Below are 16,050 nucleotides of genomic sequence, written 5' to 3' on the forward strand. Positions count from 1 at the left end.
TTAAGCCGAGGCCAGCGTCGGACGCGGCAGGTTCGCGGAATCGGGCCGCCGGAGGTAGGCGAGAACCAGCTCCTCCAGGTTCACCGGCCGGTCGGTCCACTGTGGACCCAGCGGGACGGGTTCGGTGCGAGCGAACACCGTCGCCTGCCTGCCGGCCCGGGTCTCTTCGACGACGGCCACCCGTTTGGCCAGCGCGTCGGCCTCGTCCGCGGGTCCGGCGAGGATCCGGTGCCCGGCGACGAGCTCGTCGATGTCGCCGCTGACCTGGACCCGGCCGCCGTTGAGCACGATCAGCCAGTCGCAGGTGTTCTCCAGATCGGAGACCACGTGCGAGGAGAGCAGAACGGTCATCCCGGTTTCGGCGACCGCCTCCATCAGCCCGCGCATGACCTCGTGACGGGCCAACGGGTCGAGGTTCGCGAGCGGCTCGTCGAGCACCAGGAGGTCCGGCCGCTTGGCCAGCGCGAGCGTGAGGGCGACCTGAGCGCGCTGACCGCCGGAAAGCTTGCCCACCTTGTGTTTCAAGGGAAGCCGCAGCGAATCGATCCGCTTGAGCGCGAACTCGTCGTCCCAACCGGGGTTGAGCCGTCTGCCGAACTTGAGCATCTCGGCGATGCTGAAGCCGGGGTACAACGGCTTGTCCTGCGCCAGGAACGCGGTCTCCCCCTTGATCGAGACCGAGCCGAGAGTGGCGTCGAGCAGCCCGACCGCCAAGTGCAGGAAGGTCGTCTTGCCGGCGCCGTTCGGCCCGACCAGCGCGACGACGCGTCCTTTAGGGACGGACAGGGAGCAGTCTCGCAGCGCCCATTTGCGGCGGTATCGCTTACCCAGCCCCGTCGCTTCGATGATGGGTTTCTCAGTCATGCCGTTCGCTCCCCACGAAAGCCATCTACCACCACCGAGGCGAACAAAGCCTCGACGTCTCCCTGTTCCAGTCCCGATTCCTGCGCGTCGCGAACCCAGCCGCCCAGACTCTTTCGCAACCGCGCATGCTCCGCGAACGAAGCGCCCCCAAGCGTCTTCTTCACGAAGGTGCCGAGGCCCGGCTTCCCCTCGACGAGCCCCTCGCGCTCGAGCTCGCGGTATGCCTTGAGGACGGTGTTCGGATTGATCGCCAGCTCGGCGACCACCTCCTTCGCCGTCGGCAGCCGATCCCCCGGCTCCAATAACCCCAGACGGAGGGCGTGTTTGACCTGCTGGACGAGCTGGACGTACGTGGCGACGCCCGAGCCTTTGTCCAGGTGGAAGGTGACCACTGGCAACACCCTTTCACTAATGAACTAGTGAAAGGGTGAAGGATGATGGGGTGGTTGTCAAGCGGGGGTGATTCGGGGCTGCGGCGCGCTCAAGCGGCCCATCTCTCGAAATTGAGCTACTTTCCTTATCGCACAACGATTACAGTTCTGTCGGTGTCCCGTTGTAGGTTCGTTTCGTGGCTACCTCTGGGGCCGAAATCTTGGCCGCACTCAATGCACTGAACTCGCTGGACGACCGGGACTCCGTGCTCGTAGCGCACCCCGCCACCCCTGCACGACCCACGACCAGAACCCCCGCCGTTCTAAGCCGTCGCCGAATTCCGGCAACACGACCCCACGGCCTTCCCGTCGCCGTAACGCGGGCAACACCAGCCCGCCACCCCGACCCGCTTCCGCCGCAAGTAGTCGACTACTCGCGGCGACTGCCTGCGCGCTCGCCAGACAAACCCAGTCGCACCACAAAGGTCGGCATACATGCTTGAGCGCAAGGCCCCCGGGCCATCAGCCAACCCAGCCCGTCGCCGAAATCCGGCAACGCGAGCCCCGCCACACGAGACCAGGCCAGACCGCAAGTAGTCGACTACTTGCGTGAGCGCACGGGCGCACGGGCGCGCAGGCGGTCAGCAACCCGCCCATCGCCACAAAGCGGCGACGCCCGGGCACACGAGCCCGCCATTAGAGGACTACTTGCGAAAGGCCGGAGGCCCGAAAGTAGTGAGCACGCGCAAGCGGACAGGCTGAAGCCGGAGCGAGCGAGCCGTACCCCCGGCCCCGCCCAGCTCCAGCCTCCCCCGGAATCGCCACCGAGTGGCGACGAGAAGAAACCCCAGCCCCAGTAAAGAAGAGCGCCAGCTCGACGACACGGGGGAAGACGTCGAGCTGGCACTACCCCCAGCCCTCACCGCCCGTCAGGCGGCGTCTCGGCAAACCTCGAGAAACCTGTTCAAGTAGAGGTGTCCACCGTCGTACCGGAACCGAATGGGGGGTCCTGCCCGTCTGTTGGTTGGGCACGGTTCCGGCGACGGGTCCTCGGTGGACACCGCCTAAGGATCACGGCGTCCGGATGCAGGGCGCTTGCACTACGCTTGCAGCCTTCGACGATGGTGGGCGGAGGTGGCCGGGTGGAGTTCCGCGTCCTCGGCGCCGTCGAGGCGTGGGCCGATGGCGGCCCGGTCGATCTCGGTTCGCCCAAACAACGGCTCGTGCTGGCGGTTCTGCTGCTGGAGGCGGGCCGGCCGGTGCCCCGCGACCGGATCATCGACCTGCTCTGGCCCGAAGAGCCGCCGGCGAGTGCGCGGAACACTGTTCAAGCGCTGATCTCGCGGCTGCGGGCGGTGTTCCGGACCGCGAAAGGCCCGGAGATCGTCTCCGAGGGGACCCGCTACCTGCTGAAAGTCGATCCGCGTCAGGTCGACCTGCACCGCTTCACCGAACTGACCGCGCAGGCCCGCAAGGCCGACGACGACGCGCTGGCCGTCGAGCTGCTCGACGAGGCGCTCGGGTTGTGGCGGGGCGAGGCGTTGTCCGACGTGGTGAGTGGCGAGGTCGCGCAGCGGCTGCGTGGCGGGACGAACGAGGCTCGCTGGACGGCGCTGGAGGATCGCGCCGACGCTCAGCTGCGGCTCGGTCGCGGCCGCCAGGTGCTCGCGGAGCTGACCGAACTGGTCGCCGCGCACCCCTTGCGGCAACGGTTCGTCGGGCAGCTCATGCTCGCGCTGCACCGCGAAGGCCGCACTGACGACGCCCTCGAGGCCTTCCGCTCGCTGCGAGACAGGCTCGGCGCCGAGCTGGGCCTGGACCCGTCGCCGGAGCTGCGCAAACTCGAAGGCGCCATCCTCGCGGCGGATCCCTCCCTCGATCCGGCGACCGAAACCGCGCGGGCCACGGCCAAACCCGAGCCGGTCCGCCCTGCCCAGCTGCCGCACGACGTGCGCGGGTTCGCCGGACGCGCGGCCGAGCTGGAGCGGCTCGACGAAGCGACCCGCGCGACCGGGAACGGCACCGACATCTGGGTGATCAGCGGGACGGCCGGTGTCGGCAAGACGGCGCTGGCCGTGCGCTGGGCCCACCGCGTGCGCGACGAGTTCCCCGACGGCCAGCTCTACCTCGACCTGCGGGGATTCGACCCCGACCACGAGCCGCTCACCCCGGCGGTCGCGCTCACCCAGCTGCTGCAAGCCCTCGGCACCGCGCCGAAGGCCATCCCGTCGGACACCGACACGCGGGCGGCGCTGCTCCGCTCCCTGCTCGCCGACAAACGGGTCCTCCTGGTTCTGGACAACGTGCGCGACACCGGCCAGGTGACGCCGTTGCTGCCGCCCTCGGGCACCGTCCTGGTCACCAGCCGCCAACGCCTCAGCGACCTCATCGCCCGCACCGGCGCCCGCGCGCTCCCGCTGTCCGTGCTGCCCGCCGAAGACGCGCGGCACCTGCTGGAAGCCGTGCTCGGCAGCGAACTGGTCGCCGCCGAGGCGGTCGCGGCCGCGGAGCTGGCCCGGCTGTGCGGACATCTGCCGCTCGCCCTGCGGATCGCGGCGGCGAACCTGGGCGCGAGCGGCGAACCCGAGATCGCCGAGCTCGCGCGGGAGCTGGCCGGCGGGGACCCGCTGGCGGAACTGACCGTCGACGGTGCCGAGGAAAGCGCCGTGACCACCGCGTTCGGCGTCTCCTACCGGGCGCTGCCCGAGGAACACCGCCTGCTGTTCCGCAGGCTCGCGCTGGTCCCCGGCCAGACGTTCACCGCGCCCGCCGCGCAGGCACTCACCGGGACGACGCGGGCGAACCAGCAGCTCAAGGCACTCGCGGCCGCCCACCTGGTCGAGCGCTACACGCCCGGTCGCTACCGGTTCCACGACCTCCTCCGCAGTTTCGCGGCCGGCCGTACGTTGTCCGAGGACACGAAGACCGAACGGGACGCGGCCGAGCGACGGCTCTTCGAGAGCTACCTGAACACCGCCGACGCCGCGGGCCGGGTCCTCATCCCCCACTTCCTGCGGCTGCCGCGCGAGGAGCCGGAAGGCAAACCCTTCTCCGACACCGACGAGGCGCTGACCTGGCTCGACGCCGAGTGGCCGAACCTCGCGGCCGCGGTCGAACACAGCGCGGAGCACGGGCCCGCCGAGTTCTCGTGGCACCTGGCCGACGCCCTCCGTGCGTTCTTCCACCAGCGCGGCCATCACGCGGAATGGATCGACACCGCGTCGACGGCGCTCAAGGCCGCTCGCCGGAGCGGGGCGGACCAGGCGCAAGCGGCGATGCACCTCAGCATCGCGCTCGCCTGCGTCAACAGTGGCCGCTACGACGAAGCGCGCGAGCATCTCACCAGTGCCCTGCGCACCGAGGGCTGGCCGGCCGGACGGGCCGCGGTGCTCAACAATCTGAGCGCGGTGCACCAGCGCCTCGGTGACCCGCAGGAGGCGATCCGCTGCGGCCTCGAATCCCTGCGGTTGTGCGAAGAACTGAACATGCCGGGCATCTCGATGGCGCTGGCGAACCTCGGTTTCCCGTACTGGCAGACCGGTCAGCTCGACGACGCGCTCGCCAACTTCACCCGCGCGCTCGCGGTCGCCGAACGGGACGGCGCCCGGTTCAGTGTCGCGGTGCTGCTGGTCGACCTCGGCAACGTGCACCGCGACCTCGGGAAACCCGACGAGGCCTACGACTTCTACACCCGCGCGCTGGCCGCCAACCGCGAACTCGGCTACACCTACGGCGAGGCGACGGCCCTGTCCGGCCGAGCGGTGCTCGAAAGCAGGCGCGACCCCGGCGACCAGAACCGCGCCGACGCGCTCGAAGCCGTCGAACTCACCCGCAAGATCGGTGACCGCGGCACCGAGGCCTGGACGCTCGTCGGGCTCGGCGAGGTCTGCCTGCGGCTCGGCCTGCCCGAGGAGGCAGCCGAACACCAGCGGCACGCGCTGTCGATCGCCCGTACGACCAGCTTCTTCTGGTGCGAAGCCGCCGCGCGGACCGGACTCGCCGAAGCCCTGCTGGAACTGGGGAAAGCCGAAGAGGCCCGGACGCACGGCGAGCTGGCGCTCGAACTCGCCGCGCGCTCCGGATACCGGCTCGTCGAAGAACGCGCGAAGCTGATCTTGGACCGGCTCTAGACACGCACCTCGTCGATCCGGACCGGGCGGCGTTCGCGGCGGGAGACCTCGCACGCCTCGGCGATGTAGAACGCCTCCAGTGCGTCGGCCGCGCCACACGGGCTCGGCGCACGGCCTGCCGCGACGTCGAGGAACGCCTTCAACTCGCTGATGTACGCGGGCCGGAACCGCTCCATGAATCCCGGGTACGCCGGGCCGGGCAGCGGCTGGACACCGGGTTCGACCGAGGTCAGCGGCGCGCGATCGTCCAAGCCCACCACGGCGTTCCCCGCCGAGCCGAGCACTTCCAGCCGGACGTCGTAGCCCGCGCCGTTGTACCGGGTCAGGGAGACCACGCCCAGCGTGCCGTCGTCCAGGGTCAGTGTCGCGGCCGCGGTGTCGACGTCACCGGCGTCGACGAAGAACTGCTCGCCCTTGTTCGAGCCGACGGCGTAGACCTCGACGACCTCGCGGCCGCTGACGAACCGGACGACGTCGAAGTCGTGCACCCCGCAGTCGCGGAACAGCCCGCCGGAATGCGCGACGTACTCCGCGGGCGGCGGTGCCGGGTCCAGCGTGGTCGCGCGCAGGGTGTGCAGCCAGCCGAGTTCGCCGGAAGCCACCGCGGCCTGCGCGGCCGCGTATCCCGCGTCGAACCGGCGCTGGAAACCGATCTGTACCGGGACGTCCGACCCGGAGATCTTGCCGATCACCGCGAGCGTCCCGGGAATGTCGGCGGCGACCGGCTTCTCGCAGAACACCGGGATTCCCGCGTCGACGGCCCTGAGGATCAGTTCCGGGTGCGCGTCCGTCGCCGCCGTGATCACCAGCCCGTCCAAAGAGGACTCGAACAACGTGGGGATGTCCGCGGCCGCTTCGACGCCGAGCTTGGCCCCGGCGGCCCGGGCCCGTCCGGCGTCGACGTCGGCGACGACCACGGACGAAACCTCGTCGAAGCTCTTCAAGGTTTCGGCGTGCGAAATACCGATCCGGCCGGTGCCGGCAAGTCCCAACCTCATGGTCGCAACCTTTCTGGAGCACTGGTTTTCAGAGCGCCGGATTTCACAGTGAGGCGGTGGTCGAACGGACCACCAGCGAGGGATGCAACAGGTGACGGACGGGCTCGGCGCGTTCGCCCCGGACCCGTTCGAGCAGTGCTTCGACGGCCAGCCTGCCCATTTCGGTGCGCGGCTGGTCCACAGTGGTCAGTGAGAGATGGCGCAGCGCGGCGAGCGAGGTGTTGTCGTAGCCGACCACGGAAACGTCCTCGGGCACCCGCAGGCCCGCCTCCGCCAACGCGGATATCGCGCCGACGGCGTTGAAATCGTTGCCCGCCACCAAAGCCGTCGGCAGATTCGCTCGAGGGTAGTCGCCGAGCAGTTCGTGCACGGCCTTCTCTCCGGCGGTGTCGGTGTGTTCGCTGCGCACGATGATCGGGTGCAGCCGGTGCCGCCGCATGGCTTGCCGGAACCCCCGGCGCCGGGCGGCGGCGCCGGGCGCGACCCCACCGTCCAGATGAGCGATCCTCCGGTGCCCCAGGGAAACCAGGTGTTCGACGGCGAGCTTGGAACCGGCCTCACCGTCGTCGTTCACCGTGTCCACGTCCTGCACGCGCGAGGTGCGCGAGACGAGGACGACCGGACATTGCGCGGCCGCCTCCTCGATCGCCGGGGCTTGAAGCACCGGCGACAAAAGGATCACCCCGGCGGGACGGAAGGACAACAGGCTCTTCAGCGCCGCACGCTCGCGCGAAGGACTGCGGCCACCGGTGTTGAGGATCAAGTGGAATCCGGCCGCCTCGGCCGCCGCGTCGAGGCCCTCGACGACATCGGCGAAGAAGGCGTTGCGCAGATCGGAGACCATCACGCCGAGAACGGTGGAGGTCCGGCTGGCCAGCGACCTGGCCATGGCGTGTGGCTCGTAACCCAGTTCATGCGCCGCGCACAGCACCCGCGTCCGCCGTTCATCGGAAACGTTCGACGCGTTCCGCATCACCAACGACACGAGCGCACGGGACACCCCCGCTTTCGCGGCGACGTCCTCCATCGTCGGTCGTGCCATTTCCAGCCTCCCCCTGCCCTTGACTTTACTGTGATGGACGCTACAAGATTAGAGCGCTCTAATCAATAGAGCGCTCTAACCCCCGATCCCTACCGGAGGTCGCCGATGACAGTGCCGACATCCCGGATCCGAATCGCCGCAGCCCCGATCTCCTGGGGCGTGTGCGAAGTCCCCGGCTGGGGCCGCGTGCTCGACGCGGGGACCGTACTGGGCGAAATGGCGGAACTGGGGGTGCGCGCCACCGAACTCGGCCCTCCCGGCTATCTGCCACGCGACCCGGCCGAACTGCGCGAACTGCTCGGCGGATACCGGCTCGACCTGGTCGGCGGCTTCCTCGCCGTCGTACTGCACGAGAACGCCGACGCCGCGCTGGCCGAAGCGGAGGAGTCCTCGGCGCTGTTCGCCGCGTGCGGCGCCGACGTGCTCGTGCTCGCCGCCGCGACCGGGCTCGACGGCTACGACGATCGGCCCAAGCTGAGCGACGCCGAATGGGCGACCCTGATCGAAACCTCCGGCGAGATCAGCGAAATCGCCGCGAAGCACGGGCTTCGCACGGTGCTGCACCCGCACGTCGGAACGCATGCGGAGACCGAGCAAGAGGTCGAGCGGTTCCTCGCCGATTCCGCTCTCCCGCTGTGCCTGGACACCGGGCATCTGCTGATCGGCGGCACCGATCCGGTCGCGCTGGCCAAGCGCTACCCGGACCGGGTCGGTCATCTGCACCTCAAGGACGTGCGCGGCGCCCTCGCCGAAGACGTCCGCGACGGCAAGCTTCCCTACGCCGAGGCCGTGGGCAAGGGTCTGTACGTCCCGCTCGGAGACGGGGACGTCGATATCGAAGCGATGGTCAGGTTCGTCCACGAGGCGGGCTATGACGGGTGGTACGTGCTCGAGCAGGACACCGCGCTGAGCGAGCACGATTCCGAAGATCTGCCGAAGCGGGATGTGGCCAGGAGCCTGGCGCATCTCGGCGGAATCGTCAGCCGGCTCCCGGCTGCCAGGTAAAGGAAGAAGCGAGGAGAGACGACGATGTCCCATCGCTTGAAGGCGGTTCTGGTGGCCGCGGCGGGGCTTTTGCTCCTGTCCGCGTGCACCGGGCCGAAGGCCGAGGAGAAACCCGTCGCAGGCGCGGGTCCGGCTGCGACGACAACGGCAACGACGCAGCCCAGCGGCCCGCTCCGGGTCGCGGTCATCTCGCACGGCACCGCGGGCGACGCGTTCTGGAACGTGGTCAAGAACGGTGCCGAGGAGGCCGGGAAACAGCTCGGTGTCCAGGTCGAGTACAACTCCGACGGGGATCCCGGCAACCAGGCCAAACTGGTCGACAACGCGGTCGCCCAGCAGGTCGGCGGGCTGGTGGTGTCGATGGCGAACCCGGAGGCGCTCAAGACCTCGATCGAGAACGCGGTCCGCGCGGGGATCCCGGTCATCACCATCAACTCCGGTGAGGACAAGAGCGCGGGCTACGGCGCGCTCACCCACGTCGGGCAGAACGAGACCATCGCCGGTGAGGAAGCCGGGAAGAAGTTCAAGGAACTCGGTAAGAAGAAGCTGCTCTGCGTGGTCCACGAAGCGGGCAATGTCGGGCAGGCGCAGCGTTGTGACGGCGCCAAGACCGGATTCTCGGGTGACGTGCAGACCCTGCAGGTCGACATCAGCAACCCGACCGACGCCGAGTCCCGGATCCGCGGCGCGGTCCAGACCGACTCCGCGCTCGACGCCGTGCTGACGCTGAACTCGCAGGTCGCCGCGCGGGCGGTGAGCGCGATCAAGGGTGTCGGCTCGCAGGCGCAGGTCGGCACGTTCGATCTCAACACCGACGTGGTCAGCGCGATCAAGAGCGGCGACGTGGTCTTCGCGGTCGATCAGCAGCAGTACGAGCAGGGCTATCTCCCGGTGCAGTTCCTCAAGCTCTACCGGGACAACGCGAACGTCGTCGGCGGTGGGAAGCCGGTGCTCACCGGACCCGACCTGGTCGACAAATCCACTGTGGACACCGTCGGCCAGTACGTGCAAAGGGGCACGCGATGACAACCACCTCCCTCGAAGAACGGGTCGCGAAACCGCGGCTGCTCGACCGGCTGGTCATCCGGCCCGAGATCGGCGCGCTCCTCGGCGCCGTCGTCGTCTTCCTGTTCTTCACCCTCGTCACCGACCAGTTCTTCAGTGGCAGCGGGGTGGCGACCTGGCTGGACGACGCCTCGACGCTCGGCATCATGGCGGTCGCCGTGGCGCTGCTGATGATCGGCGGGGAGTTCGACCTCTCGGCCGGGGTGATGACGGCGTCCACCGCGCTCGTCACCGCGACACTGGCCACGCAAGCGGGCTGGAACGTCTGGCTCGCGCTGTTCGCGTCGCTGGTCTTCGCCCTCGCCGTCGGCGCGTTCAACGGCTGGCTGGTGATGCGCACCGGGTTGCCCAGCTTCATCGTCACCCTGGGCACGTTCCTGGCCCTGCAGGGCCTGAACCTCGGCATCACGCGGATGGTCACCGGTACCGTCCAGGTCTCCGGGATGCGTTCGACCGACGGCTACGAGTCCGCCGGGTTCGTCTTCGCGTCCACTGTGGACGTCGGCGGGACGGCGTTCCAGATCTCCATCCTCTGGTGGATCGGCTTCGCCGTACTCGCGGCCTGGCTGCTGGTGCGGACCCGGTTCGGCAACTGGATCTTCGCCGTCGGCGGCTCCGCACCGAGTTCGCGCGCGGTCGGTGTTCCGGTGGTACGCACCAAGATCATGCTGTTCATGACCACCGCGCTCGCCGCGTGGCTGGTCGGCTCGATCAACATCCTGCGGTTCGCGAGCGTCCAGGCGAACCAGGGCATCGGGCTGGAGTTCCAGTACATCATCGCGGCCGTGATCGGCGGCTGCCTGCTCACCGGCGGGTTCGGTTCGGCGATCGGTGCCGCGATCGGCGCGCTGATCTTCGGCATGGCCCGGCAGGGCATCGTGTTCGCCCGCTGGGACAGCGACTGGTTCATGCTGTTCCTCGGCGTGATGCTGCTGTCCGCGGTCCTGGTCAACAACGCCTTCCGGCGCCGCGCGGAAAGGGTCCGGCGATGAGTCATCTCCTGGAAGTCCAAGATGTCGGCAAGACCTATGGCAGCGTGATCGCGCTGCGCGACGTGTCCACTGTGGTCAACGCCGGTGAGGTCACCTGTGTGCTCGGCGACAACGGTGCCGGCAAGTCCACTTTGATCAAGATCCTGGCCGGGGTGCACCAGCACGACAAGGGTGAGTTCCTGGTCGAGGGCGAGCCGGTCAAGTTCGCGTCGCCTCGCGAGGCGCTCGATCGCGGTATCGCGACGGTGTACCAGGATCTGGCCGTCGTGCCGCTGATGAGCGTGTGGCGGAACTTCTTCCTGGGCTCCGAACCGACGGTCGGTTTCGGCCCGTTCCGCGCGCTGGACCGGAAGAAGGGGCGCGAGACCACCAAGAAGGCGTTGTCCGACATGGGCATCGACCTCCGCGACGTCGAGCAGCCTGTCGGCACGTTGTCCGGTGGTGAGCGGCAGTGTGTCGCCATCGCGCGGGCGGTGCACTTCGGCGCGAAGGTGCTGATCCTCGACGAGCCGACGGCCGCGCTGGGCGTCAAACAGGCCGGTGTGGTGCTGAAGTACGTCGCGCAGGCCCGTGATCGCGGGCTCGGCGTCGTGCTGATCACGCACAACCCGCACCACGCGTACCCGGTGGCCGACCGGTTCCTGCTGCTCAAACGCGGCGCGCCGCTCGGCACCTACGAGAAGTCCGAGATCGACCTGTCCGAACTGACCCGGCAGATGGCGGGCGGTGCGGAACTGGAAGCCCTCGAACACGAGTTGCGACAGGTGGAGTCCCCTTCATGACCGCTCTCGAAGCACTGACCGTCGGCCGGGTCGGGGTGGACCTCTACCCCGAGCAGAGCGGCGTGCCGCTGGCCGGGGTCAGCACCTTCGCCAAGTCGCTCGGCGGCACCGCGACCAACGTCGCGGTCGCCGCCGCGCGGCTCGGCCGCTCGACGTCGGTGCTGACGAAGGTCGGGCCCGACGGGTTCGGCGACTACGTACGGCAGGCGCTTCGGGAGTTCGGGGTGGCGCCCGACCACGTCGGGACGTCGGCGGGACTGCAGACACCGGTGGTGTTCTGCGCACTGAATCCGCCGGCGGATCCGCCACTGCTGTTCTACCGGTCCCCGATCGCGCCCGACCTGACGCTCACCGAAGCGGATGTGCCTTGGGACGTCGTGGAATCCGTCCCGCTGTTGTGGGTCACCGGGACCGGGGTGTCCGTCGAACCGGCGCGCGGCACCCAGCGCAAGATGCTGGAACGGCGCGGGCGTCTGAGCCATACGGTGCTGGACCTGGACTTCCGGCCGATGTTCTGGCCCGATGTAGAAGCGGCGCGCGAGGAGATCGGCTGGATGCTCGATCACGTCACGGTAGCCGTGGGCAACCGCACGGAGGCCGAAGTCGCCGTCGGCACGGCGGATCCCGACGAGGCCGCGTCACGCATGCTCGACCGCGGCGTCGAACTCGCGGTGATCAAGAAGGGCGCCGACGGCGTCCTGGTAGCCACCTCTGAGGGCCGCTGGACCGTGCTTCCCCAGCGGATCGAGGTCGTCTGCGGGCTCGGCGCCGGGGACGGTTTCGGCGGCGCGCTGATCCACGGCCTGCTGTCCGGCTGGGATCCGGTGCGCATCGCCACCTACGCCAACGCGGCCGGCGCGCTCGTCGCGTCCCGGCTGGCCTGCGCCGACGCCATGCCCACGGCCGACGAGATCGAGGAGTTGTTGTGAGCAAGCTGCACCGCCGGATCGGAACGCTTTCGGACGGCCAGGATCCGATCCGGCTCACCCCGGATTCGGCGGGCTGGACCTACAGCGGACTGCGAGTGCTCTCGCTTCACCCCGGCGAAAAGCGGCTCGTGCGCACCGGCGAGTACGAAGCCTTCGTGCTGCCGCTCGCGGGGGCGTGCACGGTCCGGGTCGACGGGCAGGTCTTCGAGCTGGCCGGACGCGATTCGGTATTCACCCGGGTCACGGATTTCGCCTACGTTCCCCGTGATACCGAAGTCGAATTGTCGACTGTGGACGGGATCGAGCTGGCCATGCCGATGGCGCGCTGCACCCGCCGTCTCGAACCGCGCTACGGGCCCGCCGAGCAGGTGCCAGTGGAGGTACGGGGCTCGGGTCAGGCGACCAGGCAGGTCACCAACTTCGGCGTGCCCGGGGTCTGGGACCACGCGGACAAGCTGAACGCGTGCGAGCTCATCACCCCCGGCGGCAACTGGTCTTCCTACCCGCCCCACAAGCACGACGAGGCGACCGAATGCGAGGTCGTCAACGAGGAGATCTACTACTTCCGCATCGCCGGCCGCGACGGCGTGACGCCTTCCAGTGAAGGTTTCGGTCTTCATCGGACGTACACATCGGACGGTGAGCTGGACGAGGACGTCGCGGTCCGCGATGGCGATGTCTTCCTCATCCCCCGCGGATATCACGGACCGTGTGTCGCGGCCCCCGGGTATCCGATGTACTACCTGAACGTCCTGGCCGGTCCCGCCGACGAGCGGTCGATGGCCTTCTGCGACGACCCCGCGCACGGCTGGGTCCGCGAGACCTGGAACGACCAGGAACTCGACCCGCGCTGCCCGGTCACGAGCCACGAAGGACGAGTGTCATGAAGCTGACCACGGCACAGGCACTGGTGCGCTGGCTGCTCGCGCAGCGGTCGGAGACCCTGGACGGACGCGAGGTCCCGCTGTTCCCCGGGGTGTTCGCGATCTTCGGGCACGGCAACGTGCTCGGCCTCGGTACCGCACTGGAGGAGCACCGAGACGACCTTCCGTTGTGGCGCGGGCAAACAGAGCAAGGTATGGCGCTCGCGGCCGTCGGCTACGCCAAGGCGACACACCGGCGCCAGGTCGGCGTCGTGACGTCGTCGATCGGTCCGGGCGCGCTGAACATGGTCACCGCGGCCGGGGTCGCGCACGCCAACCGGCTGCCGGTCCTGCTGCTCCCCGGCGACACCTTCACCAGCCGTGCGCCGGATCCGGTGCTGCAGCAGGTGGAGCATTTCGGCGACCCGACCGCCACCGTCAACGACGCCTTCCGCGCGGTGAGCCGGTACTTCGACCGGATCACCCGGCCCGAGCAGTTGCTCTCGACCCTGCCGCAGGTCGCCAGGGTGCTGACCGATCCGGCGGACGCGGGCCCGGTGACCCTGGCGCTGCCGCAGGACGTCCAGGTGGAGACCTACGACTTCCCGGACGCGCTGTTCGAACCGGTGACCCATCGCCTGCTGCGCACGCGGCCCGACCGCCGCGCACTCACCGAAGCGGCCGCCGCGCTGCGTACGGCCCGCAAACCGTTGCTGGTACTCGGTGGTGGCGTCCGGTACTCCGGTGCCGGCGAGCGCGCGCTGGCCTTCGCCGAGCGCCACGGCATCCCGGTCACCGAAACAACGGCCGGACGCACCCTGCTCCCCCACGGGCACCCGCTGCACGCGGGCCCGCTGGGCGTCACGGGCTCGACGTCCGCGAACGTCCTGGCCGCCGAAGCGGACGTCGTCCTGGCCATCGGCACCCGCTTGCAGGACTTCACCACCGCGTCCTGGACGGTGTTCTCGCCCGACGTCCGGCTGATCACGCTCAACGCCGCGCGGTTCGACGCGGTCAAGCACGGCGCGCTGGCCGTCGTGGGTGATGCCGACGCGGGTCTCGCGGATCTCGCGGGTCAGCTGGAAAGCTGGCGCGTCGATCCTTTGTGGACCGAACGCGCGGCGGCGGAACGCGGCCGCTGGGACGCGCATATCGACTCACTGCGCACTGTCTCCGACGACGTTCCGACGTACGCCCAGGTCGTCGGCGCGGTCAATGACCTGTCCGAGCCGCAGGATTACGTGATGACCGCGTCCGGCGGGATGCCCGGCGAACTGATCGGCGGCTGGCGCGGGTCGGGATCGATCAGCATGGACGTCGAGTACGGCTTTTCCTGCATGGGTTACGAACTCGCGGGCGCGTGGGGCGCGGCGATGGCGCATACCGACGGCCTCGTCACCACGATGCTCGGCGACGGCTCCTACCTGATGCTGAACTCGGAACTGTTCTCGGCCGCCTTCGCCGGTCACCCGTTCGTCGCGGTGGTCTGCGACAACGACGGCTACGCGGTCATCGCCCGGCTGCAGGAAGGCCAGGGCGGCGAGCCGTTCAACAACTTCTTGACCGACTGCCGGAGCGCGCATTCCTCGCCGCCCCGGGTCGACTTCGCCCGGCACGCGGAATCGCTGGGATGCGCGGTGTTCACAGCGTCCACTTTGGACGATGTGCGAGCGGCCTATGCGAAGGCGCGGGAAGCGGCGGTGGCGGAGAAACGACCGGCGGTGGTCGTGGTCCGGACCCAGCCGAAGTCGTGGACCGAGGCCGGTGCCTGGTGGGAGGTCGGAGTCCCGGAACACCTGTCCGGGCGGGAAGGTTTCGAGGAGGCGAAGCCGACGCAGGTGCGGTACCTGCGCTCCTGAAAACGCAATTAGTCCTCTAATGGCTTGTCGAAGTGCCGGCGAGCAGGCGCCGGATCTCGGTGACGGCCGCGCGGCCCGCCCGGTTCGCGCCGACGGTGCTGGCCGAAGGGCCGTAGCCGACCAGGTGCAGCCTCGGTTCGGCGACGACCCGGGTGCCGTCCATCCGGATGCCGCCGCCGGCCGCGCGCAGGTGCAAGGGCGCGAGGTGGTCGATGGCGGCCCGGAAACCGGTGGCCCACAGGATCACGTCGGCCTGTTCGACGGTGCCGTCCGCCCAGACGACACCGTCCGGGGTGATCCGCTCGAACATCGGGCGACGGTCGAGGATCCCGGCGTCCAGCCCCGCCCGCACCTCGGGTGTCACGGCCAGGTCGGTCACGCTGACGACGCTCTCCGGCGGCAGGCCCTCCCGGACCCGCTGATCGACCTTGGCGACGGCCTCGCGACCCCAGTCCTCGCTGAACGGCTCGTCACGCCAGACCGGCGGACGGCGCGTCACCCAGCGCGTCGAGCGGGCGAAGGGCGCGATCTCCAGGAGCAGCTGGATGGCCGACGAGCCCCCGCCGACCACGACCACGCGCTTACCGCGGAAGTCGCCGACGCCGGTGTAGTCGGCGGTGTGCACCTGACGGCCGCGGAAGGTCTCCTGGCCCGGGTAGTACGGCCAGAACGGCCGGTCCCAGGTGCCGGTCGCGCTGATCACCGTGCGGGCGGCCCAGGTCTCCGTCGCGCTGGCGACCATGAGCCGGTCTTCCTCACGGCCCACCGACAGGACGTCGACAGGGCGATGGACAGGAAGGTCGTACGTGCGCTCGAAACGGCCGAAGTAGTCGGAAACAACCTCCGCCGCGGGTAGTTTCGGATCCGGGGTGCCGAAGGCCATGCCAGGGAGGTCGTAGATCCCGTGGACCTTCTCGACCACCAGCGACGGCCATCGGTACTGCCACGCGCCACCGGCGCGTTTGCCGTGGTCGAGCACGACGAAACCCGACTCGTTGGCGAACCCCGCGCGGCGCAGGTGGTACGCCGCCGAGAGACCGGCTTGGCCCGCCCCGATCACCGCCACGTCGACTTCGTGATCCGCCTTCATACCGGGTTCAACGGCGTGCGGCCCCGGCTATTTCCTTCCTCTGTCGCAGTGGGGGCCGCG

Annotated in this window: 13 protein-coding genes; 8 read left to right on the forward strand and 5 right to left on the reverse strand. The window is 69.3% G+C overall.

What is annotated here, in order from left to right; translation table 11 throughout:
• On the reverse strand, nt 1-864 hold the full coding sequence (locus ACLJRL_RS29940) for an ABC transporter ATP-binding protein (protein ID WP_410659666.1): 864 nt from the start codon (nt 862-864) through the stop codon (nt 1-3).
• Nucleotides 861-1,256 (reverse strand): GntR family transcriptional regulator, encoded by a 396-nt coding sequence (locus tag ACLJRL_RS29945; RefSeq protein WP_410659667.1) that lies wholly within the window; start codon nt 1,254-1,256, stop codon nt 861-863. The genes ACLJRL_RS29940 and ACLJRL_RS29945 overlap by 4 nt, the downstream gene beginning before the upstream one ends.
• 1,100 nt (nt 1,257-2,356) lie before the next feature.
• On the opposite strand from ACLJRL_RS29945, the gene ACLJRL_RS29950 reads away from it, so the two are divergent.
• Nucleotides 2,357-5,365, forward strand: coding sequence for an AfsR/SARP family transcriptional regulator (locus ACLJRL_RS29950; protein ID WP_410659668.1), 3,009 nt, complete (start codon nt 2,357-2,359; stop codon nt 5,363-5,365).
• On the opposite strand, the gene ACLJRL_RS29955 is transcribed toward ACLJRL_RS29950, so the two are convergent.
• A complete protein-coding gene (locus tag ACLJRL_RS29955) occupies nt 5,362-6,363 on the reverse strand; it encodes a Gfo/Idh/MocA family oxidoreductase (protein ID WP_410659669.1) in 1,002 nt (333 codons plus the stop codon). The genes ACLJRL_RS29950 and ACLJRL_RS29955 overlap by 4 nt on opposite strands.
• 43 nt (nt 6,364-6,406) lie before the next feature.
• Nucleotides 6,407-7,405 (reverse strand): LacI family DNA-binding transcriptional regulator, encoded by a 999-nt coding sequence (locus tag ACLJRL_RS29960; RefSeq protein ID WP_410659670.1) that lies wholly within the window; start codon nt 7,403-7,405, stop codon nt 6,407-6,409.
• A gap of 105 nt (nt 7,406-7,510) precedes the next feature.
• Between ACLJRL_RS29960 and ACLJRL_RS29965 the strand changes: the two genes are divergently transcribed.
• Genes ACLJRL_RS29965 through iolD form a run of 7 tightly spaced genes read left to right on the forward strand, consistent with a single transcriptional unit; the run spans nt 7,511 to nt 14,900 of the window.
• Nucleotides 7,511-8,410, forward strand: coding sequence for a sugar phosphate isomerase/epimerase family protein (locus ACLJRL_RS29965; protein ID WP_410659671.1), 900 nt, complete (start codon nt 7,511-7,513; stop codon nt 8,408-8,410).
• Nucleotides 8,411-8,434: 24 nt separating this feature from the next.
• On the forward strand, nt 8,435-9,436 hold the full coding sequence (locus ACLJRL_RS29970; protein WP_410659672.1) for a substrate-binding domain-containing protein: 1,002 nt from the start codon (nt 8,435-8,437) through the stop codon (nt 9,434-9,436).
• Nucleotides 9,433-10,467: an ABC transporter permease gene (locus ACLJRL_RS29975; protein WP_410659673.1), complete on the forward strand. Its 1,035-nt coding sequence runs from the start codon at nt 9,433-9,435 to the stop codon at nt 10,465-10,467. Before ACLJRL_RS29970 ends, ACLJRL_RS29975 begins: the two co-directional genes overlap by 4 nt.
• A complete protein-coding gene (locus tag ACLJRL_RS29980) occupies nt 10,464-11,249 on the forward strand; it encodes an ATP-binding cassette domain-containing protein (RefSeq protein ID WP_410659674.1) in 786 nt (261 codons plus the stop codon). The genes ACLJRL_RS29975 and ACLJRL_RS29980 overlap by 4 nt, the downstream gene beginning before the upstream one ends.
• Nucleotides 11,246-12,178: a 5-dehydro-2-deoxygluconokinase gene (gene iolC / locus ACLJRL_RS29985; protein ID WP_410659675.1), complete on the forward strand. Its 933-nt coding sequence runs from the start codon at nt 11,246-11,248 to the stop codon at nt 12,176-12,178. The genes ACLJRL_RS29980 and iolC overlap by 4 nt, the downstream gene beginning before the upstream one ends.
• The gene (iolB, locus tag ACLJRL_RS29990) at nt 12,175-13,065 is read left to right on the forward strand and encodes a 5-deoxy-glucuronate isomerase (RefSeq protein WP_410659676.1); all 891 of its coding nucleotides are present in this window, start codon (nt 12,175-12,177) and stop codon (nt 13,063-13,065) included. Before iolC ends, iolB begins: the two co-directional genes overlap by 4 nt.
• Complete coding sequence (gene iolD / locus ACLJRL_RS29995; protein WP_410659677.1) at nt 13,062-14,900, forward strand: 3D-(3,5/4)-trihydroxycyclohexane-1,2-dione acylhydrolase (decyclizing); 1,839 nt, start codon at nt 13,062-13,064, stop codon at nt 14,898-14,900. The genes iolB and iolD overlap by 4 nt, the downstream gene beginning before the upstream one ends.
• 16 nt (nt 14,901-14,916) lie before the next feature.
• On the opposite strand, the gene ACLJRL_RS30000 is transcribed toward iolD, so the two are convergent.
• The gene (locus ACLJRL_RS30000; protein ID WP_410659678.1) at nt 14,917-15,990 is read right to left on the reverse strand and encodes an NAD(P)-binding domain-containing protein; all 1,074 of its coding nucleotides are present in this window, start codon (nt 15,988-15,990) and stop codon (nt 14,917-14,919) included.
• Nucleotides 15,991-16,050 lie beyond the last annotated feature (60 nt).

It is taken from the genome of Amycolatopsis sp. lyj-112 (assembly GCF_046549055.1).
GTDB lineage: Bacteria > Actinomycetota > Actinomycetes > Mycobacteriales > Pseudonocardiaceae > Amycolatopsis.

Coding starts and splice junctions, on each gene's coding strand:
- ACLJRL_RS29975 (WP_410659673.1), top strand. CDS start 9,433: ATGACAACCACCTCCCTCGAAGAACGGGTCGCGAAACCGCGGCTGCTC.
- ACLJRL_RS30000 (WP_410659678.1), bottom strand. CDS start 15,990: ATGAAGGCGGATCACGAAGTCGACGTGGCGGTGATCGGGGCGGGCCAA.
- ACLJRL_RS29960 (WP_410659670.1), bottom strand. CDS start 7,405: ATGGCACGACCGACGATGGAGGACGTCGCCGCGAAAGCGGGGGTGTCC.
- iolD (WP_410659677.1), top strand. CDS start 13,062: ATGAAGCTGACCACGGCACAGGCACTGGTGCGCTGGCTGCTCGCGCAG.
- ACLJRL_RS29980 (WP_410659674.1), top strand. CDS start 10,464: ATGAGTCATCTCCTGGAAGTCCAAGATGTCGGCAAGACCTATGGCAGC.
- ACLJRL_RS29970 (WP_410659672.1), top strand. CDS start 8,435: ATGTCCCATCGCTTGAAGGCGGTTCTGGTGGCCGCGGCGGGGCTTTTG.
- ACLJRL_RS29950 (WP_410659668.1), top strand. CDS start 2,357: ATGGTGGGCGGAGGTGGCCGGGTGGAGTTCCGCGTCCTCGGCGCCGTC.
- ACLJRL_RS29965 (WP_410659671.1), top strand. CDS start 7,511: ATGACAGTGCCGACATCCCGGATCCGAATCGCCGCAGCCCCGATCTCC.
- iolC (WP_410659675.1), top strand. CDS start 11,246: ATGACCGCTCTCGAAGCACTGACCGTCGGCCGGGTCGGGGTGGACCTC.
- ACLJRL_RS29955 (WP_410659669.1), bottom strand. CDS start 6,363: ATGAGGTTGGGACTTGCCGGCACCGGCCGGATCGGTATTTCGCACGCC.
- ACLJRL_RS29940 (WP_410659666.1), bottom strand. CDS start 864: ATGACTGAGAAACCCATCATCGAAGCGACGGGGCTGGGTAAGCGATAC.